Origin of the sequence: Embleya australiensis, assembly GCF_051903075.1 — a bacterium.
Classification (GTDB): domain Bacteria; phylum Actinomycetota; class Actinomycetes; order Streptomycetales; family Streptomycetaceae; genus Embleya.
In genome coordinates this window covers 346,169-366,020 of the sequence record NZ_CP182423.1, presented here as the reverse complement: position 1 = coordinate 366,020, position 19,852 = coordinate 346,169, and the positions used below count along the sequence as shown (strand labels likewise).

The window sequence follows — 19,852 nt, the reverse complement described above, 5'->3', positions numbered from 1 at the left end:
CGTGCCGCCGGCAAACGACGCGGTACGGAAAAGGGGAATCCTCATGACCGATCGGATCGGGTCGTTCGGCCCACGCGCGCCATTCGGGGTGGTCGTAGCCGTGTCGGCCACGTTCCTGCTGGTCGGAGCCTGTGAGGGAAACGACGCGAAGACGGCGCACGTCGGCACCTCGAGCACGGCTACGGCTTCCGTGTCCGCCTCGACGACGTACACGCCGTACACCGCACCGGCCACGACACCCGTCTCGACCCGCGGCGGCGCGAGCCAGTCGCCGTCCGCCACGAGCCGGAGCGCGCGCACCGCCGAGCAATCCGCGACACCGGAGAGCACGAAGACCGCCTACGACAAGGGCGAGTGCCTCAGCGGCCGCATCAGCACGAGCGGCAGCCAGGAAGAACTGATCTCGGTCCGCTGCTCCGACCCCAAGGCCAACTTCAAGGTCCTGCGGGTGTTTCCGTACACGATGGCCGGCAGCCCGTGCCAAAACGTGAGCGGCGCGGACTACACGTACTCCAGCTATTGGACCCGCAACGGAGTCCCGACCTACGGCAGCACGTACTGCCTCTCCGAGATCGGCTGAACCCGGCGCCCCACGTCGGCGGCCGGTGGCGGAGCCGGTCGAACGTCTCGTCGACGGGAGGGCGGCGCGGGATCGGCCGGCACGTCCGGATCCTGGGACGGCCGCCCGATCGGGCAGCCCTTCGGCACGTCGCGCTCACGCCGCACGTACGGCGAAGTGGTGGTACATGCTGCCCTGCCCCGCGCCTGCCCGCTTTGCAGGATGGCCCTGGGTACTGGTGGCGGCCATACCCGCCGGCCGGATCGAGCCCGGCCTTCTGCCGGGTCGGTGCGACCGGCCGGTGGCGGGTCCCGGTCGAGTCGCGGTGGTCATCGGGGTCCACCCACGTCTCCACCCGTTGTTCCACCCGTGGGTCCAGGTGCGGAAAGGGTGACGGCGACAGTCTGGGGACATGACTTTCACCGACTGGATCACCGACATCGTCCTCGTTCTCATCGTCTTTCGGCAGTTGCGGGAGGACCGGCTGGACCGCAAGACGTTCCTCATTCCGTTGGGGATCGTGGCCTTCGTGGCGTGGAAGTACCTGGACACGATTCCCACCGCGGGCAACGACACGGTGTTGATCGGCGCCCTGATGGCGATCGGCGCGGCGCTCGGCGTGGCGGGCGGCATCTTCACCCGGATCCGCTCCGCCGGCGGGCATCTGCTGATCAAGGCGGGTGCGGTTTCCGCGGTGTTGTGGGTGGTGGGCATGGGCGCGCGGATGGGGTTCCAGGTGTGGGTCGACCACGGCGGTGCCGACGATGTGGCCCGCTTCAGCCTCGACCACCACATCACGAGCGGGCAGGCGTGGGTGGCGGCGTTCGTGCTGATGGCGCTCACCGAGGTCGTTACCCGGGTGGCCACGATCTTCGTCCGGAGCCGGATGGTGGCCGCCGGGCGGCCGGTGAACACGGCGGCGCGTGCGGTGTCGACGCTGGACCGGGTGGCCTGACCGTGGTGTGTGGCCGCGCCGTGCACATATCCGAGAGCGTTGCCGTCCCCGGGTCGGCTCGGGGACGGCAACCCGACCCGCGAGCGCGGAGGTCACCTGCCCGAGACGACGAACCCTGCGGACGCAGGCGCTCGTCGGCCTGCCCGAGGGGAGTCGACCGCTCCCGGCGGTGCCGCTGCCGGCGGCGGGCGGACCCTGTACGCGCAGGTGAGCCGCGCCGCCGCACACCGCCCGCTCGGCCCGGGCATCGTGTCCTCGTTCCCCCTCGTACTCGGCGGCGTCGGCCGTCGGTTCTGCAACGCCCCGGGCCCTGCGGCGGCCACCGTCCCCCGTCGACCCGGGCGCCGGCCCGACCGCAACCACGTGACATCGAGTAACAGGCTTGTAGCATCCTGTTCCGCAGGGGTTCGCCACGGCAATAATCGTCGTATCGACGGGCATTCGCGGGACGGGGAGCGGTCATGACACAGCTCGACAGGGTCGACAACAGCCTGTGTGCCGATGGGCGACACATCTTCGCCGAGCAGCGGGGGCAGGATCCCGCGAGCGTCGGGTGGGGGGCGGTGTTACGGACCTCCGCGTGGGGCCTGTTGCTGATCGCCGCCGCATGTGTGATCACGGCCGTCTACAGCACTCCGAAGGTGGTCGCCACGATCCTGGCCATCGTCGTGGTCACCATGGTGGCCTGCTTCGTCCGGAATCTCGTGCGCGGACACCGCGTCGGATGCGCCGCGAAGCGCGCGGTACGCACCGTACTGTGCGCCTACAAGGGAGCCTCCACCTTGCGCTGACGCGGTCGCATACGAGTTCGGCTCGTCGTCTGCGGGGAGGTCCATGACGACCGCACGAGGCCGACCGCCGGGTTCTCGGTGAGTTGGATCGTGCCGAGTCGAGGGAATGGCGTAAGCCCTATCCGTCTCCGCGCTCCAGCACGACAACGGGGACCTGCCTGCCCGCAGTTGCCTCGAACCCGGCGAACTTCGGGACGAGCGCCACCTCTTTCGCCCACAGTTGCCCACGCTCTTCCCCCCGCGCGAGCCGCGCCGTGGCCGGCACAGTCCGGGTGCCCATCTCGACGGTGACCTCCGGGTGCGCCATGAGATTGCCGACCCATGCCGGATCGCGCGAACTGCCGCCGTGGGTCAACTCCCCGACGCGAGCGGTCAAGGACGGGGCCGGCGTCACGGTGGAGGTCACCGTGGTCGCCCCCGGCACCCTGCCACGTCCCGTTCGGCGTCCGCTGGGTGTCGCATGGGCCGCCAACGCCGACTCAGCGCATACCCCGGCCCGAATCGGGCGTCGCGGTGCGGGCGGGCCGGTACTGGAGAAAGCCGGCGCCGTCGTGCGGGGAAACCGACACGTTCGTGCGGCCCGGGGCCTCAGACCCCCTTGCCGATGGCGGCATGCCACCGGCGCGCGGCGCGCTCGACCGGGAGTCGGTCCGCCCAGACGTCGGCGGGGTCCTCCGGCATCAGCAGTTCGGTGATCGCCAGGCGTTGTCCGGATACCAGCGGGAGGTGCACGCGCCGGCGGCGTTGGCCATCTCCCACCACCCGGTTCCGACGCGGCGCAGCTCGTGGGAGTGCTTTCCACCGATCGGAACGAGGGCGGTCCGGTCATCGGGACGGGGCGCTTGCGGGGCGGTGCGCTCGGCGGCGAGTCGACCGTCCGCGAAGTGCAAACGGTGCGTGGGGGGCAGCGCGGAGCCGGCCGACTCGGGCAGACGGGCGAACAGGGGGCCGGCGATCCGCCTGCGGGCGTCGAAGACCACCGACCGGGCGCCGTCGACCACGACGAAGCCCTCATTCGTGCCGACGCCGTCCGACAAATCGACCGGATACACGTCTCCGCCGTGGACGGACCCGCCGAGACGTTCGAGCGCCCGGTGTCCCCGTTCGTCCACGAGCCCGGTCCGCCACGTTTGCGCGAGCAGAGCCGGGAGGTCGGCGGTCAGCAGTTCGACGACCCACGGGCGGGTCTGTGGTCGGCGCGCGACCAGGCGGGCGGGACCGACCAGGTCCAGGTGGTAGACGGCCTCGTGCAGGGCGGGTAGGCTGCCGGCCCCCACCGCCGTCACCCACTCGTGCAGGTTCTCGACCAGCAGGTCGAGCGGCCCGGACGCGTCCAGGAGCGCGGCGTCGGCGCCCGCGTGGGTGCGCAGCTCGGTCGGGCGGCCCAGCGCGAGCAGGTCGCTCCGCCGATCCAGAAAGGCGTCGCGCAGCAGCGGCCGGAATCCGGGGTGGGCGCACACGGCGGCGAGGTCGCCCCGGCGCTCGCCCGATTCGAGCCATGGTGCCAGGCGCAGCGCAGCGCAACGCCGGTAGGCGGGGCGGCCACGGGCACGCCGACGGCGATGGCTGTGTCGAGCAGGTCCAGGTCCACGGTCCGGATCGCGGCGTTCCGTCGATCGAGGGTGACCGCGTCGAACACGTCGACAACCTGCCCCGCCTCCCGCGACGCCACCCCCATGCCGCGCAACGCCCCCCGATCCCGATCGTCGATCCGCCGCCCCACCAACTCCCCCAACAACGCGCGCAGTTGCCCGGCGGCCGAAGTTCGACCCGGCGCCTTGACGTCCCTGCTGTCCCCCATGGCCATCCGAGCATTCGCGGGCGTGCTTTTCCGAACCGACCATCCCTCGGGGCCTGCCGCGTCCCTGTCCCCGCCGATGTCTTCGTCGGGCAGCGCCGCCGCCACGGGGAGGCACCCGGTCGGTTCGGCCGCGCCGTCCGACACAAGCGTGGTGTCGCCCGAGGCGTGCCTCAGTCGCCGAAGTAGGCCTTGGCGACCGCGTAGGTGTCCTCGTAAAGGTGATAGCGGGTAATCCGACCCTCGCGGACGGTGGTGTGCAGCGCGAACGCGGTGTCGATGTCCCGGCCCGTCTTCAGGACCTCGGAGACCATGCGCCCGACGAGCACGACGTCGTCGCCGTCGACGATCACTTGGCGCAAGTCGAACTCCTTCCCCCGTACATGGGCGCCCAGCAGTTCGAAGAACGTCCGCATGCCCTCTGCCGAGTCGACCTCGGGGACCCAGGGAATGCCCGGCGGGTGCGGGATCGAGAACGACACCGAGTCGGCGAACAGCGCCGCCGCCTCGGCACTCTTCCCTTCGGCGAGGAGGGGAAACAAGCGCTGCACGGTCTGTGCCGGTGATTCTGCTGTCATGCGTGTGCACGCTACACGGCCACCCCTGGCCACCGCCGGTGCGTACTCGAACAGCCATCGGTCGTAGGGGCCTGGGACCCGCGGCACGGCGACGTCCTGCCGGACTTCGTCCGGCCCGACGACCACCGCTCCCGGTCCCGGCGCGAGGACGTCCGGAAGCCTGGGGGCGCAGTGAGCGGGGGAGGGGTCCACGTCGTCGCCGAACGCGAGTAGTTGCGGCAGGTGTTCGACGACGCGGACCGAGCGCCCGGCATTTGCCGTGGTCGGGCCGAGCGTTGCGGTATATGTCGCGAGGCGGTCAGGGCCGGTCGGCGAACAGGTGGTCGAGGTGGTGGGCGATGGTGGTCGTGGCCTCCCGGGATCCGATCACGCCCAGTTCGATGAGCGGTGTCAGGCCGGTGAGGGCCAAGAGCAGGTTCGTCTCCGTCACGGGGTCGCGGTCGGGAGCGATGTGGCCGTCGGTGATGGCTTGGCGGACGAGGCGTTCGACGAGGTCGCGACCGTGGATCAGGCCCTTGCGGGCGCGAGTGTGGATGTTCGCGTCGTGCAGGGCCTCCAGGACGTAGGCGGCGCTCATCCGGCTCGTCGCGCGTGCGTCGGGGTGCAACGGAAGCATCTCCGTCAGCATCGCCAGGAGCACGTCACGGGGATGCGGCGCGTCGCCGAGCCCCCCGACGCGTTCCGCGACGCGTAGCGAGGTCTGTTCGGACGCGAAGTCCATCGCGAAGACCAACATCTCCTCCCGGGTGGCGAAGTAGTGCTGCACCGCGCCGTGGGAGATGCCCGCCTCCTGGGCCACCTCGCGAACGCTCGCGTGCGAGATGCCGCGTTGTTCCACCACCCGCCACAGCGCTCGGGCGATCGTCTCCCGGCGTTCGCGGTGATCCACCTGCTTGGGCATCGTCGACCTCCTTTTCAGTACACTTGACATAATACAGTTGACCGGTAAACGTTGGAGCCCATCCGTGGACGGAGGGCGTGGCATGTCCGAGCGACCGAGAGCACACACTGCCGAGGGAATTGTCGAAGGGCGCCGGCGGAACGGGCACGCGGTGTTCTGCGGCATCCCCTACGCACGGCCGCCGGTCGGGCCGCTGCGCTTCCGGGCACCCGCCCCGGTCGAGGGGTGGCAAGGCACGAGAGAGGCCGGCGAGTTCCGCCCCGTGGCCCCCCAGGCGGGGCCTACGGCGGAGCACTCGGTCGGCGACGACTGGCTCACCCCGAACATCGCCACCCCGACCGTGGGCGCGGCCGGGCTGCCCGTGCCGGTATGGATCCACGGCGGCGCCTACATCGCGGGGTCCTCCGGCGACCCGATGTACGATCCCGCGGCCCCGACCGCCGCCGGCCCGGTCGTGGTCGGCGTCAACTACCGGGTCGGGGTCGAGGGTCACGCCGGGGCGGGCTCGATCGCGGCCCTGTCGACCCTGGAGCGGGCGCGCGGGTTGTTCCGCGGGGCCATCGTGCACTCGGTAGCCGGACTGCTGTGCACCCTGGACCTGGCCCGGGACGTCACCGCCGCGCTCGCGGCCCGGGTCGGACATCGCCCGACGCCGAAGCCCTCACACCGGAGATCACGGCGGTATCCCGGGAACTACAGCGGGCGTGGGCCCGTCCCGACACCGGCGGGACGATGCGATCGGGGTCGAGGTTCCGCCGGCCCCGGCCGCCCCGATTCGCGTGGGGCCGGCCCGCGTGTCGCGACCCGGGCGAGCCCCCTCCGCGCACCGTGGAGGGTTCGGGCCGCGCACGATGCACCCGATCACCAGACCTACCCGCGCAACACCCTGGTCTCACGGGAGCCGACACTCCTCGGCTTCGGAAAGGTGAACCCATGACCGTGCACGTGACCGTGTGGGATGACCGCCATCGGGTCGGAGGAGACCGGGGCCCGGCGGCCTCGGTGGTCCCGGTACCCTCGGCGGACGCCGCGGTCCCCGCCCTCCTCGTCCACAACATCTTCACCTGGGGCAGCGACTCCACGTACGGGTTCGCCGCACAGCGACCCCTCGCGGACAGCCGGCGGCTGCTCCTGATGGATCGCCGGGGCTACGGCGACAGCCCGGACACCGCGCGAAGCGACTTCGACGTCGACGCCGAGGACATCGTGGAAATCCTCCGCGACGGGGCGTTCGTCGAGGGGCCCGACGGCGCCCACCTCGTAGGGCACGGGAACGGTGCCGTGGCCGCGCTCATCGCCGCCGCGCGCAGACCCGACCTCGTCCGCTCCCTCGCCCTCGTCCAACCGTCCGCCTTCACCGCCGCGGCCCACCATCCCGTCGTCGCCGACCTCCTCGACCGGGTGCGCGACGGCGCGCCGGGCATCCCGGACGATGTCACGCCGGAGCAGTATCTGCGCGCGTCCACCGAGGGGTTGGGGATGGCCATGCCCGAGCCCACGTCGCGCCGGCTCCGTGCCGTCGCCACCTCGATGGGGGAGCGGCCCATCTGGGAGGCGGACATCCCGCTGGAGGCGATCAGGACCGCCGCCCTGCCGATTCTGGTGATCTGCGGAACCTGGGAGCATGCGCCGGTCTTGTACCGCGAACACGTGGGGCTTCCCCTCCTGGCCGTCGCCGAATCCCTCACCGACTCCCTCGGCGGCCGCCTCCTGCGGGTGCCCGGGTACTACCCCCACACCCAGGAGCCCGCCGCCGTCAACGCCGCCCTGCGGAAGTTCTGGGACCGACCCGATTCCGCATCGGGCACGTCCATCCCATAGCCGGAGAAGCCCCCTCGTGTCGCTTGTCGACGGTGAGCCCCGCACGGTAGTCCTCGAGCATGGCTCGGACGACGTCCGGGTTGCGGGTGGCCTCGCGCCGTTCGTCGTGGTTTTGTCGGCCCATGGCGCGGGGATCCCCGCGATACCAGGCGTCCGGGTCGGCGTTGATCACGCGTTCGGGGATGTCGGGCTGGGCGAAGAAGAACCAGTGCCACCACCGGGTGGCGAAGTCGCCGGTGATACGGGACAGGTGCTCGCTGATCGGCAGACAGTCCAAAAGCGCCGCGCGCAGGACGGATTCCGGGTGATCCATCGCGAGGCGGAAGGCGACGTAGCTGCCGCGTCCCCGGTGTCGATCGATGTGGTACGGAAGTCGTCGAACATCGCTTCAGCATCGCCCAATGCCACGAAGCCGGGAAGGGGTTCGGCCGCGCGTGGTCGCGCGTCGCGACCGCGACCGACCGGCATACAAACCGCCCAACGGGGCAGTAGCGGTTCGGTCGTACGGGGGCTGCGCACGGCTGCCGCGTCCGTTCGACCGCCCGAGCCGACCCGGCTTCCCGTGCCATCATCAACGTCGAAAGGCAGGACGCGTCGTGGGCATTCTCGCGTGGATCATGCTGGGCCTCGTCGCGGGAGTCATCGCCAAGCTCCTGCTTCCCGGACGTGACCCCGGCGGGTGTCTGATCACGATCCTGATCGGTATCGCCGGTGCGGCCCTGGGCGGGTGGATCGCCGCCAAGGTCTTCGATCGCCCGTTCGAGAAGCACTTCTTCGACCTCAAGACGTGGGGTGCCGCGATCGGCGGCTCGCTGATCCTGCTGATCCTCTATCGGGTCTTCTTCGGCCGCTCCCGACGCTGACCGTCGGTACGCCGACACCGAACGGCCCCGACGGTGTGAGCCCGGCACGGCGCCCCGAGCCGGCGCCGGCCGGTCCGACCGCCGTCCACCGGGCGATCATCCGCCTCGGCCCCCCGTCCCGTTCCTGCACCCGGCGGCCGAACCCGCGTTCACCCCGGGGCGGTTGCCCCCGACCCTCGCCATCCCGGTCGCCGGCCCCCGCCCCGGGCGGTTCGGCGCGCCGCCCTTGCCCGCGTACCGAATCGGGTTCGCCAATTTGTGCCGCAACCGGCCCCGGTCATTGACCGACCGGAACCACCGCTCCTAGCTTGACGACGCGCCCCCGGCAACGAACGCACGCGACTCGCTCGGGTCGCGCCCGACACGATCCGAACCCGGACCGTGTGGTTCCACGTTCGGATGCGGTGGTTCGACGTCCCATCGACTCGACGACCACGCTCCGGCGCACGCGCGCACTCGCGGTTCGAACACGCGCCGATCGATCCGAGGCCGCGTCCGAACGAGTCTGCCCCGTCCCGGCACGACTTCGTTCACGAGGAGAATTTCGATGCGCAAGATGCGCAAGCGGAACGTCCTGGCCACGCTGAGTGCTTCGGTGCTCGCCCTGCCCTTCCTGTTGCCCGCGCCCAACGCCTCCGCCCACGGATTCATCTCCGGTCCGGAAAGCCGCTCCGCGTACTGCTACGACGGCACGGTCCAGGACTGCGGCGACATCCAATGGGAGCCCCAAAGCGTCGAGGGTCCGAAGGGCTACCCCGCCGGTGGACCGCCCGACGGGCAACTGTGCGCCGGCGCCGACGAACGCTGGGCCCCGCTCGACGACCCGCGCGGCGGCAACTGGCCCACCACCCGGCTCACCTCCGGCTCCAGGTTCGGCTTCACGTGGGAGATCCAGGCCAACCACTCGACCACCTCGTTCCGGTACTACGTCACCAAGCCGACCTGGAACCCCGCCACACCGATCACCCGCGCCCAGATCGAGAGCACTCCGTTCCTGGACGTGCCCTACCACGGCGCCCAGCCCGGCACCCACGAGGTCCACACCGGCACCCTGCCCGGCGGGCGCACCGGCCGAGCGGTGATCTTCGCGGTCTGGACCATCGACGACACCGACAACGCCTTCTACTCCTGCTCCGACGTCACCTTCTGACGCCAGAGCGACCACACAGCCATCCCAACCGCCCACCAACCGCAACCACCCGATCCCCGGCGGCCGGCCGGCCCGGCCGCCGGGCACCAGCGACACCACCACCACCCCGAAGCACCCCGCACGCCCCCCGGACAGGCGTAGCTCGCGCCGCCGAGCCGGACTCCCCGAGGGCCGCCCTCGATGCCCCGCACGCAGCCGCCTATGCACGCGACACCGACCCCCGCGCCTTCCGCGGAATGGTTGCCGGACGGCAACGCGCAGGCGTTGCAGCGGTCGTCGCGGACTCGCCGTGGGACCACCAACGGGTGGCGTGGCGCGGCGCGGAACGGATGTGCGCGGCGATCCGCAGGTGTGGATGGTGGACGACACGTCGTTTTCCCAAGTGCGGGAAGGCGCCGGTGGGGGTTGCCCGGCGGTACTGCGGGGCCGTGGGCAAGCGGGCGAACACCCTGCAACGCCTGGGCGCCGAAAACCTCGACGCGATCGGCACGGCCGTCGACACATACGGCATCGACTGCGAATTCGAGCGCACCGGCGAACTCGACGTCGCCACCGAACCCTGGCAACTCGACGACCTGCGCGCCCGCGCCGAACTCGAGGCGTCGCACGGCAACGACGTCATCGTCCTGGACGCCGAACAGACCCGCGCCCGGGTCGACTCGCCTACGCGGCAGGCTTCACGGGCCTCGGCGTCGCCGCCACCCGCTTCGCCGCCGACACCATGCTCGATCTGCTCGATCTGCTCGACGGCGAAGACACCGAACGCACCCGACTGCGCATGGTCCGCGACAGGCCCTGCGTCTGACCCCCGACACCGCCCCGCGAGGGAGCGGGTGCCGAGAGGGTCGGCGATCGTGCGGAGCTTGCCGCGACGATGCCCGCTTTGCAGTGGTGGCGGGTCGTCGGTGTGTTCGGCGTCGGTGCGATCCGATAGGGATGTCCGATGACGCATCCCACGAACCGGGTGGACGACCACCGCACCGACAGCGAACTGCGGCGTCTGATCCGCTGCCGCGACGATTCGCTCACGCGCGTGTTCACCGGCATCGAGTACACCGCCGGCTACCTCTCCCGCACGTGGGACCCGCCGACAGGCACGGGCACGGGGGGTCCTCCGGTGGTCCTGGAAGGGCTGTGGGTCCGCTGCATCGGGCGGATCGGCGCGCTCGCGCTTCGCGCTGCCACACCCGCCGTCCCGCCCGAGCGCCGCGAACGGCTCCTCACGTTCTTGGAATCGTGGGCGGATACGGTCTTCGCCGATCCCGGGGCCCGTCTGCGCATCGGTCGGGTCCGCGACGGTGTCGGCGCGCGCGACGAGCGTGGGGCGACGGTCGTGGTCGGGCGGCCCTACGGCCTTCGTCTCGCGCTCGAACTGCGGACCGGTGACGCCGAGCCGCCCGGCCTGGGTGTCCTGGAGGACGCGGCCGAGCCTGTGCGCGGCTGGGGCACCCCACAGCAGTTGCACCGGCTGGTGCACCTCGCGCGCACCCGGGGGCCGATGCCGTGGGACCCCGCCGCGGTCGAGGAACTGAGCCGGGCCACGGGGCTTTCCCGCCCCGGCGCCGCGATGCTCCTGGCGGGCAGTCCGGGCGACTTCGACCGGGTGTTGGCGCGCTCCGCAGACCACGAACGCCGGGTCATGTCGCTCAAGGTCGCCGAGTGCGAGATCGGGTCCGGGGAGGTGGGGCCGCTGACCGCACAGGCACAGTTGGAGCTGTTCGCCGACGTCCTGCCGGACGACCCCGAAGAACTGTGGGAGCCCACCGGCCCCCGCGACCTCGCGGGCCGCATCGCCGCCGCATGGCAGGCCACATACGGAAAGCAGGTCGCCATCCCGCACGAGACCCTCGTACACGTGGGGGCCCTGGGCGCCGGAACGGCGGCGACCACCCTGTGTGCGGCATTCGCGTGCCCCGGCAACGAACCGATGCTGAGTACCGACCGGGACCTGCCCCTGTGCGACGGTCACAACGGCGTGAGCCCCGTGGATCAGTGGAAACACTTCGAGATGCACAGCCTGATCGAGGACATCGCGAACCTCGTCCCGGTGCTGTACGCCGAGTTGCTGGCCGGCGACCCGGTCCGATCCGGCATCCCCGCGGTGATCGCGGCTCTTCGGGAGCGGCTCGAACATCCGGGCGTGCTTTTGTACGCGCGTGCGCACTTCGACGAATCCGCGGTCACGATGGACGGGCTGGAGCAATTGTTCGGCAAGACGCCGTACGAGGGCCCCGAGCCATTCCGGCGTCCGTCCGTCGACGACGGGCTCACCGTGGCTTTTCTCAACCCGGCGCAGAAGCACACGAATTGGACTCCGATTCCGACGGCGTACTTCCGACCGGCCCGCCTCGGTGACGACGCCCGTTCGCAGATCCTGCGCCGGCTCGGTTCGAGCAGGGTCACCGGCGTCGCGGCGGTCGACCGTATACGCGGCGCCTACTTCGATGCCATCGCGGAGCGGGTCGCCTCCGACGCCCTGCCCCCCGGTCGGTACGAGGCGAATCCCGCGGCGTCCGCGCCCGACCTGGTCGCACGGGTCGCCGAGGAACTGGGCCTGGACGCCGACGCGGCCACGCTGTACCTGCAACTTCTCGTGCTGGAGGCGCCCACCGACGCCCACACCCGGCGCTGGAACCAGTGGAGTCCGGCCCGCCATCGCAAGGCACGAGCCGCGTTGGCCGGCACCGATCTCGTCGTCCAGGACAAGCGCACCCGTGCCGGACGCACCCTCTTCCTGCCCGGCGCCTGGGTGGGCGCCGCGACGGGCGAGCTCCCGCTGATGGAGGCGTGGAAGGCACAACTTCTCGGAGTGGAACTCACCCCGGGAGGCCACGTGATCACCTCCCGGTCCACCGTCGAACGCACCCTGCCCGATCTGTTCGCCCACGCCTGGTCCCTGGTCCGCTCCGGGCAAGGCCCGGCCTGACAGCGGCCGGTGCGGGATCCGTCTGCGACGCCGCCTTCGCGCCGGCTCGCTCGCCGTCCTACCCGCCACCGACACCTCGACCGCTCCCGGCGGGCCGTGGCCCAGCGGCTGCGCTCACGGCTGACCCGGGCGTGCGGGCTCGGTCCGTCATCAGACGCGTCGAGCCCGCCGGTCGGCGTCGAGGTCGGATCGGGGTGTTCGGTACGGGGCCGGACGGATCGTCGATGCCTGGTCCCGCTTGACTCACAAAAGAGTGAGTGATTGAGTACTCACATGAAGACGGAACAGCGAAGGACGCTCTCCACCGCGGAGGAACGCCGAGGAACGGTGCTGCGCACGGCGATCGGCGCCTTCGCGGCCCGGGGTTACTTCGGCACCACGACCGCGGAGGTGGGCAAGGCCGCCGGCATTTCGCAGGCGTACGTGTTCCGACTCTTCCCCAACAAGGAAAGCCTGTTCGCTGCGGTGGTCGAACACTGCTTCGCGCGGATTCGGGAGAGTCTGGAGCGCGGCGCCGCAGGTGCCGAGAGCAGTTCGGCGGAGGTCGTACTGGCTGCGATGGCGGACGAGTACGCCCGCCTGATCAGCGACAACGACCTGCTGATGGTGCAGATCCACGCCCAGGCCGCCGCCGCGTCCGAGATGGCGATCCGCGATGTGGTGCGGACCGGATACGCACGGCTCGTCGAGTATGTGCGCGGTGCCTCGGGCGGTACCGACGCGCAGGTCCAGGAGTTCTTCGCCCGGGGCGCGCTGTGTCACCTGGTGTCCGCGATCGGTGCGCACGAGGCGGACGGCCCATGGGCCCGGACGCTCACGACGGGCATCCGGCACCACTGAGTCGCGGGCTCTCGCGCATCCCGCACATCCCCGGAAGTTCCGAGGGCGACCCGACGTACGACGTCGCGACGCGCTCGGTTGTTTTCGGAACAAAGAATGAGTGATCAATCAGTCATCGCGCTGCTGTGATCGGTGGCCGAAGTAGCCCAGGAGGAACCGTCATGTTCGCAGCCCTTACCGCCGCACGCCGGGCGCGCTGTGCCCGGGCTCGTCGTGGGTCTGGTCGATCGAGGGCCTGGAGGGCATCACGTCGACCGTTGCGCAGGTGCGGCCCAAGAAGCGGATCGTGCGGGGCGGCCCCGGACAGGGCATCACCGCGGTCCACGTGTGGACGTTCGCCAAGACCGAGAACGGTGTCGTGGTGCGGACCGAGGAGTCCTGGACCAGCGAACCGGTCGAGGCGAACCGGTCGAGGCGAACCGGGAGTTCCTGCAAGGCGCGCTGGACGCGTCCTGGATCACCGGCTCCACAACCTCAAGGCGCGCCGAGGGGCGGCGCCTGAGCGCGCGCTGATCGGGCGCGGGCCCGCGATGGGCTCTTTTTTCGACCCGACGACTGATTGATCAATCACTCACATTCAGCATGTCCAGGAGGTTCCCATGTCCGGTCCCGGTCGCCGCCCCGCGGGCGCGCCCACCGCCGCGGCGGCTGCTCCGCACGTCGCCGGATCCGGGGCGATCCTCGCGGTACTGGCCTGTGCCCAATTCGTCGTCGTGCTCAGCACCTCGATCGTCAACGTGGCATTGCCGCAGGTCAGGGACGGAGTCGGGCTGTCCGGCACCGGGATGGCCTGGGTCATCAACGCCTACGGCCTGGCCTTCGGTGCGCTGCTCCTGCTCGGCGGGCGGGTGGCCGACCTGCTCGGCCGCCGCCGGGTGCTCAACGCGGGACTCGTGATCTTCGCGGCGGCCTCGGCCGCGGCGGGGATCGCCACCGGCGGCGGTGTGCTCATCGCCGCCCGCGCGGCACAGGGCGTCGGCGCCGCGGCCGTCGCGCCGGCCGCGCTGTCCCTGGTCATGCAGGTCTTCCCGGCCGGCCCCGCGCGAGGCAGGGCGCTCGGCGTGTGGGGCGCGGTATCCGGTGCGGGCGGCGCCGCGGGCGTCCTGCTCGGCGGTGTGCTCACCGAAGGGCTCGGGTGGCGCGCGGTGTTCTTCGCGAGCACCCTCGCCGCTGCGGCCGTCCTGGCGGTCGGCCTGCGCGTACTGCCCGACTCCGCCACGACGGGCGACGGACTGCGCTCCCTCGACTTCGGCGGTGCCCTGGCCGTCACCGTTGGGCTGGTCGCCCTGGTGTACGGCCTGACCACCGCGGGCCGCTCCGGATGGACCGACACATGGGTCCTGGCGTCGATCGCCGCGGCCGCCGTCCTGCTCGTGCTTTTCGCCGTACTGGAAATGCGCCACCCCCGACCGCTGTTGCCGCCCCGACTGGTCCGGGTCGGCGCGGTCGCCCCGGCCAATGTGATGATGGCGCTGCTGGGCGGCGTCTGGGTCGGTCTGTTCTTCTTCCTTCCGCTCTACCAGCAACAGGTCCTGGGCGACAGCCCGTTGCGCGCCGGGATCACCCAACTGCCGCTGGCCGTCGCGAACATGATCGGCGCGGCGATCGCCCCGAGGTCGGCCCGCCGGATCGGGGCGACGCCCACGCTCGCGGCCGGCATGACCCTGCTCGCCGCCGGCCTGCTGTGGTTGTCGCGGATCTCCGCCGACGGCAGCTTCACCGGCGACATCCTCGGCCCGACCGTCGTGGTCGGCCTGGGGCTCGGCGCGGCGTTCGTGCAGTTGACCGGCGCCGCCGTGGCCGGGGTTCCGGCGGCGGACGGCGGGCTGGCCGGCGGACTGGTCAACACCACGCGTCAGATCGGCGGCGCGCTGGGACTGGCCGTGCTGGGCACGCTGGCCGCGTCCCGGACCGAGGCCGCCCGAGGCGCCACACACATCGTGGCGCTCACCGACGGCTACCGGATCGCGTTCCTGGTCTCGGCGGCGATCGCGGCCGCCGGTGCCGCACTGACCCCGCTGCTCGCCCGTCGGGCAACCGCCGCCGCCGCCGCCACCCCGACACCGGCCGCCGAGCGCTCCTGACCCACCTCGCCCCACCCCGACCACCACACGTCACGTTTTCGAAGGGAAGCTCGCCATGAACTCCGTCGACACCCACGACAACACCGAGAAGAAGCCCTACCTCTCCGGGCACTACGCCCCGGTCGCCGACGAGATCACCGCCACCGACCTGATCGTCGAAGGCACCCTCCCGCCCGAATTGACCGGCAGCCTGCTGCGGGCGAGCCACAACCCCAAGCCCGGTGTCGTCACCTCCCACTGGTTCAAGGGCAGCGGGATGGTGCACGGCATCCGGCTCCGCGAGGGCCGTGCCGAGTGGTACCGCAACCGCTGGGTCCGCACTCCCGCACTCGACGGTGCCCCGTATCTGACCGAGCACGGCCCCGACTTCACCGTCAGCACGGCCGGTACGCACGTCATCGAACACGCCGGGCGCCTGCTCGCGCTGTGCGAGTCCGCGCTCCCGTACGAGATCACGCCCGACCTCGACACGGTCGGCGCCTACGACTTCGGCGGAAAGCTGACCTCCTTCATGACGGCGCATCCGAAGGAGGACCCGGTCACCGGCGACCTGCACTTCTTCGCCTCGTCACCGGTCCCGCCGTTCCTGACCCACTACGTCGTGACCCGGGACGGCGAGTTGACCATCAGTCAGCAAGTGCCGGGCGCGAGCGCGGCACTCAAGCACGACTTCGCCATCACCGAGAACCACGTCGTCTTCCTCGAGGGCTCCGTCACCTTCGACCCGACCGAACACTCCGGCATCCCGTACGGATGGAGCGACGACCAGCCCTGCCGCATCGGCGTCATGCCGCAGGGCCCGGCCGGCGCCGCCGCCATTCGCTGGTACGACGTCGCCGCCGGTTTCGGCATGCACTTCGCCAACGCCTACGAGGACGCTCTGGGCCGGATCGTCATCGAAGGCGCCACGGTGGACCGCACCGGCTGGGACCGCTCGTGGGCGTGGTGGACCGGCCGCCCCGGCCGCGGTGCCGAACCCACCTCCGGCTCCACCGGTCGCCGCTGGGTCGTCGATCCGGCTTCGGGTACCGCGTGCGAGGAGCAGACCGACGACCTCATCGTGGAGTTCCCCACCATCAACGAGAGCCGCCTCGGCCGCATTCACCGCTATCAGTACGCACTGGCCTTCCCGAACGACGAAGGCATCGGCAACCACACCCTGGTCAAGTACGACCGCGCCACCGGTGCCCGGCGATTGCGTCCGTTCGGCGTCGGCCAACTCCCCAGCGAGGCCGTCTTCGTGGCGGCGGCGGACGCCGTCGACGAGGACCACGGCTATCTCCTGACCGTCGTCGGCGACCTCAACACCGAGCGCTCGCGCCTGCTGGTCCTGGACGCCCGCGACCTCACCGCCGCCCCGGTCGCCACCGTGCACCTGCCGCGCCGCGTCCCGGCGATGATCCACGGCTCCTGGATCCCGGACCCGAACTGACCTCCGCCAAGGCGACCGGCACCCCGTACGCCACATCGGCGTGGTCGATCCGACACGTCGGACGACCGATATGCACCACGCTCGCCGAGCGGCCCCCGTGCGACGCACGGGGGCCGCTCGGCCACGGTCCGCGCCCGGTACTGCACGCCGACGGTGCGCGGTACGCGCATCCCGGCGGCATCGGCCCGCCGGGCGAACGCGGTGAGCAGCGTCGTCTTCCCGACGCCCGGCTCCCCGAGCAGCACCAACGACCCGCCGCCGTACCGTACGTCGGTCAGGAAGGCGTCGAGCCGCGCCAGGTCGACCTCGCGGCCGATCAACGCGCCGTCGCCCGTATCGGGCCGTGTGGCTGTCGGCTGTGGTGCCGAACAGGTAGTGATCGTCGGTGCGTTCGTGCATCCGCGAAGGACTCGTCGGGCGTCGCGCAACGGAAGTTGCTGCCGCTTTCGCCGTCGACGGTGCCATTGGCGGGGTGGACATCTCGTCGATCGACTGTGGCGCCTGTCGCCGAGGAAGTGGCCGCCAGGTGTCGGCAGGTTCGTGCCCATCCATTCGGAACGACCCGACCCGGGTACGCGTGCTCCGTGGGATCGTCCACCGCGCCCGTGGTCGGTGGGCCGCCGATTCGGCGACTCCGGTGCATCGGTGATCACCAGGATCCGGTCGGACTGCGATGTGTCGTTGCCGTTACGGTCGGCGTAGGTGGAGCAGCCGCCCTGTCGAGCGATGAGGGCGGACTCGCGGCCCGCCCTCACGCCGACTTGGAAATCGCCCCGACCTCCGAGCTGTTCACAGTCAGGCCCGGACTCCGAGGCTGAGTCTCAGCGGTTGGTCAAGGTGCGGCCGAGAAGAGGTAGCAGGCGGTCCCAGTGGTGCTGCAACGCGGCGGGGTTGAAGGCGTCGGTGTCCGACATGGTGAAGCCGTGGACGGTGCCGGGGTAGATCTCGGAGGTGTAGCCGACTCCCGCGGCGTCCAGGGCCCGGTTGAGTTCGCCGAGGGCCTCCGGCGTCAGGTCGCCTTCGGCGTGGCCGAGGTGGACCTGGGCGGTCAGCTCGGAGAAGAGGTCGGTCCCGTCGGCGCCCACGGGCCCGTGGAACGCGGCGACGGCGGCCACCTGTCCGGGGTGCGCCGCGGCGGTGCGCATCGCCAGGAGGCCGCCGATGCAATAGCCGGTCACCGCGACCGGTCCGACGCCCACCTCGGGCTGGGCGGTGAGGAACGTGAGGTAGGCGTCGGCGTCGCTCCGGACACGTTCGACGGTGTGCGCCTCGATCAAGGGCATCAGTCGAGTGAAGACCGCAGGTCGGGCCGCTTCTCCGATGTGCTCGGGGAGTTCGATCACCGGTGCGGGGCCATGGCGGTAGAGGAGGTTGGGGACGAGCACGTAGTACCCGTGCCCGGCCAGTTCGCGAGCCATCTCCCGGAGCACGGGCCGGAGGCCGAAACCGTCCGCATACATCAGCACCCCCGGGTGCCGCTCACCATCGTCGGGGAAGGCAGCGAAGGCGTCGGCCCGGCCGGCCGCGGTGGGAATCTGCAACGTCTTGGTGGGCATGAATTCTCCTGTCGTGGTTGATGTGGCGAGCCTGTGATCAACACGACGGAGGCGGAGCCCGCGCGGAAGCGCAGGATCCTCGATCGAACAGCGGGCCCTCATCGGCCCGTACGGCGCTCAGAAAAGCACCGGGTCACCAATTCGTGTGTGGCGCAAGGCCGTCCCGGTAGTCATCGTCGCGCAGCATAGCCCACCGGACGAGAGTTGCCGCCGGTGCCCCGGGGGAGGGGGTGTGAGTCGCGGACATGTTCGTTGCCGCACCTCACGGCGGCCGCGGGCGGTTTCGGCCGCGGACACCTCCCGCCGGACAGGTACAGCGCGGCCTACCCGTGCGCGAGCGACCACGCGGCGAGCACCGCCCGACCCGATCGCCCCGGCGCTCGGCCGGCACCCCCGCGACCCCGTCGCGCAGCGCCGGCCGAGATCTTCGCGAGCCGGCAGTGGAGTGCCGACGAGTGGGCCGCGGACCGTGAGCGCCTCGCCGCCCGGGGCCGGCTCGACGCCGACGGCACCGCGACCGAGGTGGGGCGGACCGGCGGCGACTCGCCCGAGGCCCTCACCGACGAACTCGCCGCCCAGCCCTTGCAGGCCCTCGGCGCAACCCGCGCCGCGCACCTGGGTCGCCCCGGTCCGGCATGAACGCCCTCGGTCGTGGTCGCTCCCTCGCCGAGGACGCCCGCCGGATCCGTGACGCCGCGTCCGACGTCCTACGCGCGTCGCCGAACCCGTGGAGGCGAGAGCGCGTGGACGGGCGGCGTGCGCACGACCGCGAGTTGGGGAAGCGCCGGCCCGCGGGCGAAGTCGGGCCGGGCGTTCTGCTACTTCCCCGCCTCGACGAGAGGCTGGAGGTCCGTGGCCAGGTGGTCGAGGGCGCTGCGGTACAGCTGCGGTCCCACCGAGATCCGGGCCACACCGATTGCCCGGAGTTCGCCCACCGAACCGCCCCGCAACGCGAGACCCGCGTTCACGGGTACGGCAACTTCGGCCACGATCGCCGCCAGGTCGTTCGGCCCGGCCCCGGCCGGGAACACACAATCGGCACCGGCCGACCCGTACGCCCGAGCCCTGGCGATCGCGTCGGCACGCCTGCGCTCCCTCGGCAGGCGAGAGGTGGGGAGGAAGCAGTCGATCCGGGCGTTGACGACCAGCGGCACCCCGATTCGATCCGCCGCCGCACGCATCCGCGTGATGTACCCGACACGGACGTCGACGTCGACGAGGCCGCCGTTCACGGGGTCGCCGTCCTCGACGTTGCAACCGGCGACACCGATCCGGCACAACAGTTCGACCAGGTCCTCCGGCGTCATCCCGTAACCGGCCTCGACATCGACGGTCACGGGTACCTCGACGGACGCCGCGATGCGTCGGGCGACGAACATCATTTCGCGGCTCGGAGCACCCTCACCGTCGGGGTAGCCGATGGCGGCCGCGATCGCGTTGCTCGTGGTCGCGACCACGGGGAAACCCGCGTCCACGACGGCGCGCGCGCTGCCCACGTCCCAGGCGTTCGGCAGCACCAGTGGGACGCCGGGAACGTGCAGGTGACGAAGGCGCTGTGCCTTGTCGGCGAGGATGGCCCGGTCGGCCCGGCCACTCAC

At 71.3% G+C, this 19,852-nt stretch carries 19 protein-coding genes and 3 pseudogenes; 13 read left to right on the top strand and 9 right to left on the bottom strand.

Features of this window, described 5'->3' with window-relative positions; translation table 11 throughout:
* The first annotated feature begins 43 nt into the window (after positions 1 to 43).
* The 3 genes from ACMXN5_RS32005 to ACMXN5_RS31995 all read left to right on the top strand — a co-directional run bounded on the left by ACMXN5_RS32005 (position 44) and on the right by ACMXN5_RS31995 (position 2,305).
* Positions 44 to 580: an LppU/SCO3897 family protein gene (locus ACMXN5_RS32005; RefSeq protein ID WP_439678383.1), complete on the top strand. Its 537-nt coding sequence runs from the start codon at positions 44 to 46 to the stop codon at positions 578 to 580.
* Positions 581 to 971: 391 nt separating this feature from the next.
* Complete coding sequence (locus ACMXN5_RS32000) at positions 972 to 1,514, top strand: hypothetical protein (RefSeq protein ID WP_439678382.1); 543 nt, start codon at positions 972 to 974, stop codon at positions 1,512 to 1,514.
* A 461-nt stretch (positions 1,515 to 1,975) separates the two neighbouring features.
* Positions 1,976 to 2,305, top strand: a complete 330-nt coding sequence (locus tag ACMXN5_RS31995) for a hypothetical protein (RefSeq protein WP_439678381.1) — start codon at positions 1,976 to 1,978, stop codon at positions 2,303 to 2,305.
* A 118-nt stretch (positions 2,306 to 2,423) separates the two neighbouring features.
* Here the strand turns inward: ACMXN5_RS31995 and ACMXN5_RS31990 are convergent, their stop codons facing one another.
* The 4 genes from ACMXN5_RS31990 to ACMXN5_RS31975 form a co-directional block, all read right to left on the bottom strand.
* A complete protein-coding gene (locus ACMXN5_RS31990; RefSeq protein ID WP_439678380.1) occupies positions 2,424 to 2,924 on the bottom strand; it encodes a nitroreductase family deazaflavin-dependent oxidoreductase in 501 nt (166 codons plus the stop codon).
* A 61-nt stretch (positions 2,925 to 2,985) separates the two neighbouring features.
* On the bottom strand, positions 2,986 to 3,765 hold the full coding sequence (locus ACMXN5_RS31985; RefSeq protein WP_439678379.1) for a hypothetical protein: 780 nt from the start codon (positions 3,763 to 3,765) through the stop codon (positions 2,986 to 2,988).
* A gap of 511 nt (positions 3,766 to 4,276) precedes the next feature.
* The gene (locus ACMXN5_RS31980) at positions 4,277 to 4,681 is read right to left on the bottom strand and encodes a nuclear transport factor 2 family protein (protein WP_439678378.1); all 405 of its coding nucleotides are present in this window, start codon (positions 4,679 to 4,681) and stop codon (positions 4,277 to 4,279) included.
* A gap of 298 nt (positions 4,682 to 4,979) precedes the next feature.
* Positions 4,980 to 5,582 (bottom strand): TetR/AcrR family transcriptional regulator, encoded by a 603-nt coding sequence (locus tag ACMXN5_RS31975; protein ID WP_439678377.1) that lies wholly within the window; start codon positions 5,580 to 5,582, stop codon positions 4,980 to 4,982.
* An 82-nt stretch (positions 5,583 to 5,664) separates the two neighbouring features.
* On the opposite strand from ACMXN5_RS31975, the gene ACMXN5_RS31970 reads away from it, so the two are divergent.
* Both ACMXN5_RS31970 and ACMXN5_RS31965 read left to right on the top strand, forming a co-directional pair.
* Complete coding sequence (locus tag ACMXN5_RS31970; RefSeq protein WP_439678376.1) at positions 5,665 to 6,519, top strand: carboxylesterase family protein; 855 nt, start codon at positions 5,665 to 5,667, stop codon at positions 6,517 to 6,519.
* Positions 6,516 to 7,403 (top strand): alpha/beta fold hydrolase, encoded by an 888-nt coding sequence (locus ACMXN5_RS31965; RefSeq protein ID WP_439678375.1) that lies wholly within the window; start codon positions 6,516 to 6,518, stop codon positions 7,401 to 7,403. The genes ACMXN5_RS31970 and ACMXN5_RS31965 overlap by 4 nt, the downstream gene beginning before the upstream one ends.
* Here ACMXN5_RS31965 and ACMXN5_RS31960 read toward each other — a convergent pair.
* Positions 7,396 to 7,746 (bottom strand): annotated as a pseudogene (locus ACMXN5_RS31960) (alpha/beta hydrolase); the annotation flags it as partial. The gene ACMXN5_RS31965 and the pseudogene ACMXN5_RS31960 overlap by 8 nt on opposite strands.
* A 253-nt stretch (positions 7,747 to 7,999) precedes the next feature.
* Here ACMXN5_RS31960 and ACMXN5_RS31955 point away from each other — a divergent pair.
* The 5 genes and pseudogenes from ACMXN5_RS31955 (at position 8,000) to ACMXN5_RS31935 (ending at position 13,182) form a co-directional block, all read left to right on the top strand.
* Positions 8,000 to 8,266: a GlsB/YeaQ/YmgE family stress response membrane protein gene (locus ACMXN5_RS31955; RefSeq protein ID WP_439678374.1), complete on the top strand. Its 267-nt coding sequence runs from the start codon at positions 8,000 to 8,002 to the stop codon at positions 8,264 to 8,266.
* 556 nt (positions 8,267 to 8,822) lie between these two features.
* Entirely contained in the window at positions 8,823 to 9,416 is a 594-nt protein-coding gene (locus ACMXN5_RS31950; protein WP_439681320.1) for a lytic polysaccharide monooxygenase auxiliary activity family 9 protein, read from the top strand.
* A gap of 449 nt (positions 9,417 to 9,865) precedes the next feature.
* A pseudogene (locus ACMXN5_RS31945) lies at positions 9,866 to 10,084 on the top strand (FAD-dependent oxidoreductase); the annotation flags it as partial.
* 275 nt (positions 10,085 to 10,359) lie between these two features.
* Entirely contained in the window at positions 10,360 to 12,342 is a 1,983-nt protein-coding gene (locus tag ACMXN5_RS31940; RefSeq protein WP_439678373.1) for a hypothetical protein, read from the top strand.
* Between the two features lie 273 nt (positions 12,343 to 12,615).
* Complete coding sequence (locus ACMXN5_RS31935; protein ID WP_439678372.1) at positions 12,616 to 13,182, top strand: TetR/AcrR family transcriptional regulator; 567 nt, start codon at positions 12,616 to 12,618, stop codon at positions 13,180 to 13,182.
* 174 nt (positions 13,183 to 13,356) lie between these two features.
* Here the strand turns inward: ACMXN5_RS31935 and ACMXN5_RS31930 are convergent, their stop codons facing one another.
* Entirely contained in the window at positions 13,357 to 13,617 is a 261-nt protein-coding gene (locus ACMXN5_RS31930) for a hypothetical protein (RefSeq protein WP_439678371.1), read from the bottom strand.
* A gap of 164 nt (positions 13,618 to 13,781) precedes the next feature.
* Between ACMXN5_RS31930 and ACMXN5_RS31925 the strand changes: the two genes are divergently transcribed.
* The gene (locus ACMXN5_RS31925; RefSeq protein ID WP_439678370.1) at positions 13,782 to 15,266 is read left to right on the top strand and encodes an MFS transporter; all 1,485 of its coding nucleotides are present in this window, start codon (positions 13,782 to 13,784) and stop codon (positions 15,264 to 15,266) included.
* Between the two features lie 55 nt (positions 15,267 to 15,321).
* Positions 15,322 to 16,698: a carotenoid oxygenase family protein gene (locus tag ACMXN5_RS31920; protein WP_439678369.1), complete on the top strand. Its 1,377-nt coding sequence runs from the start codon at positions 15,322 to 15,324 to the stop codon at positions 16,696 to 16,698.
* Positions 16,699 to 16,847: 149 nt separating this feature from the next.
* On the opposite strand, the pseudogene ACMXN5_RS31915 reads toward ACMXN5_RS31920, so the two are convergent.
* Both ACMXN5_RS31915 and ACMXN5_RS31910 read right to left on the bottom strand, forming a co-directional pair.
* Positions 16,848 to 17,246 (bottom strand): annotated as a pseudogene (locus ACMXN5_RS31915) (AAA family ATPase); the annotation flags it as partial.
* Between the two features lie 273 nt (positions 17,247 to 17,519).
* On the bottom strand, positions 17,520 to 18,254 hold the full coding sequence (locus ACMXN5_RS31910; protein WP_439678368.1) for a dienelactone hydrolase family protein: 735 nt from the start codon (positions 18,252 to 18,254) through the stop codon (positions 17,520 to 17,522).
* A gap of 252 nt (positions 18,255 to 18,506) precedes the next feature.
* Here ACMXN5_RS31910 and ACMXN5_RS31905 point away from each other — a divergent pair, with 252 nt between their 5' ends.
* Entirely contained in the window at positions 18,507 to 18,893 is a 387-nt protein-coding gene (locus tag ACMXN5_RS31905; protein WP_439678367.1) for a helix-turn-helix domain-containing protein, read from the top strand.
* Between the two features lie 179 nt (positions 18,894 to 19,072).
* Here the strand turns inward: ACMXN5_RS31905 and ACMXN5_RS31900 are convergent, their stop codons facing one another.
* A complete protein-coding gene (locus ACMXN5_RS31900; RefSeq protein WP_439678366.1) occupies positions 19,073 to 19,852 on the bottom strand; it encodes an isocitrate lyase/PEP mutase family protein in 780 nt (259 codons plus the stop codon).

Excerpts from the sequence above, each read along its gene's own strand:
- ACMXN5_RS31920 (WP_439678369.1), top strand. The coding sequence starts at position 15,322 with ATGAACTCCGTCGACACCCACGACAACACCGAGAAGAAGCCCTACCTC.
- ACMXN5_RS31935 (WP_439678372.1), top strand. The coding sequence starts at position 12,616 with ATGAAGACGGAACAGCGAAGGACGCTCTCCACCGCGGAGGAACGCCGA.
- ACMXN5_RS31950 (WP_439681320.1), top strand. The coding sequence starts at position 8,823 with ATGCGCAAGCGGAACGTCCTGGCCACGCTGAGTGCTTCGGTGCTCGCC.
- ACMXN5_RS31910 (WP_439678368.1), bottom strand. The coding sequence starts at position 18,254 with ATGCCCACCAAGACGTTGCAGATTCCCACCGCGGCCGGCCGGGCCGAC.
- ACMXN5_RS31940 (WP_439678373.1), top strand. The coding sequence starts at position 10,360 with ATGACGCATCCCACGAACCGGGTGGACGACCACCGCACCGACAGCGAA.
- ACMXN5_RS31925 (WP_439678370.1), top strand. The coding sequence starts at position 13,782 with ATGTCCGGTCCCGGTCGCCGCCCCGCGGGCGCGCCCACCGCCGCGGCG.
- ACMXN5_RS32005 (WP_439678383.1), top strand. The coding sequence starts at position 44 with ATGACCGATCGGATCGGGTCGTTCGGCCCACGCGCGCCATTCGGGGTG.
- ACMXN5_RS31965 (WP_439678375.1), top strand. The coding sequence starts at position 6,516 with ATGACCGTGCACGTGACCGTGTGGGATGACCGCCATCGGGTCGGAGGA.
- ACMXN5_RS31980 (WP_439678378.1), bottom strand. The coding sequence starts at position 4,681 with ATGACAGCAGAATCACCGGCACAGACCGTGCAGCGCTTGTTTCCCCTC.
- ACMXN5_RS31975 (WP_439678377.1), bottom strand. The coding sequence starts at position 5,582 with ATGCCCAAGCAGGTGGATCACCGCGAACGCCGGGAGACGATCGCCCGA.
- ACMXN5_RS31995 (WP_439678381.1), top strand. The coding sequence starts at position 1,976 with ATGACACAGCTCGACAGGGTCGACAACAGCCTGTGTGCCGATGGGCGA.
- ACMXN5_RS31970 (WP_439678376.1), top strand. The coding sequence starts at position 5,665 with ATGTCCGAGCGACCGAGAGCACACACTGCCGAGGGAATTGTCGAAGGG.
- ACMXN5_RS32000 (WP_439678382.1), top strand. The coding sequence starts at position 972 with ATGACTTTCACCGACTGGATCACCGACATCGTCCTCGTTCTCATCGTC.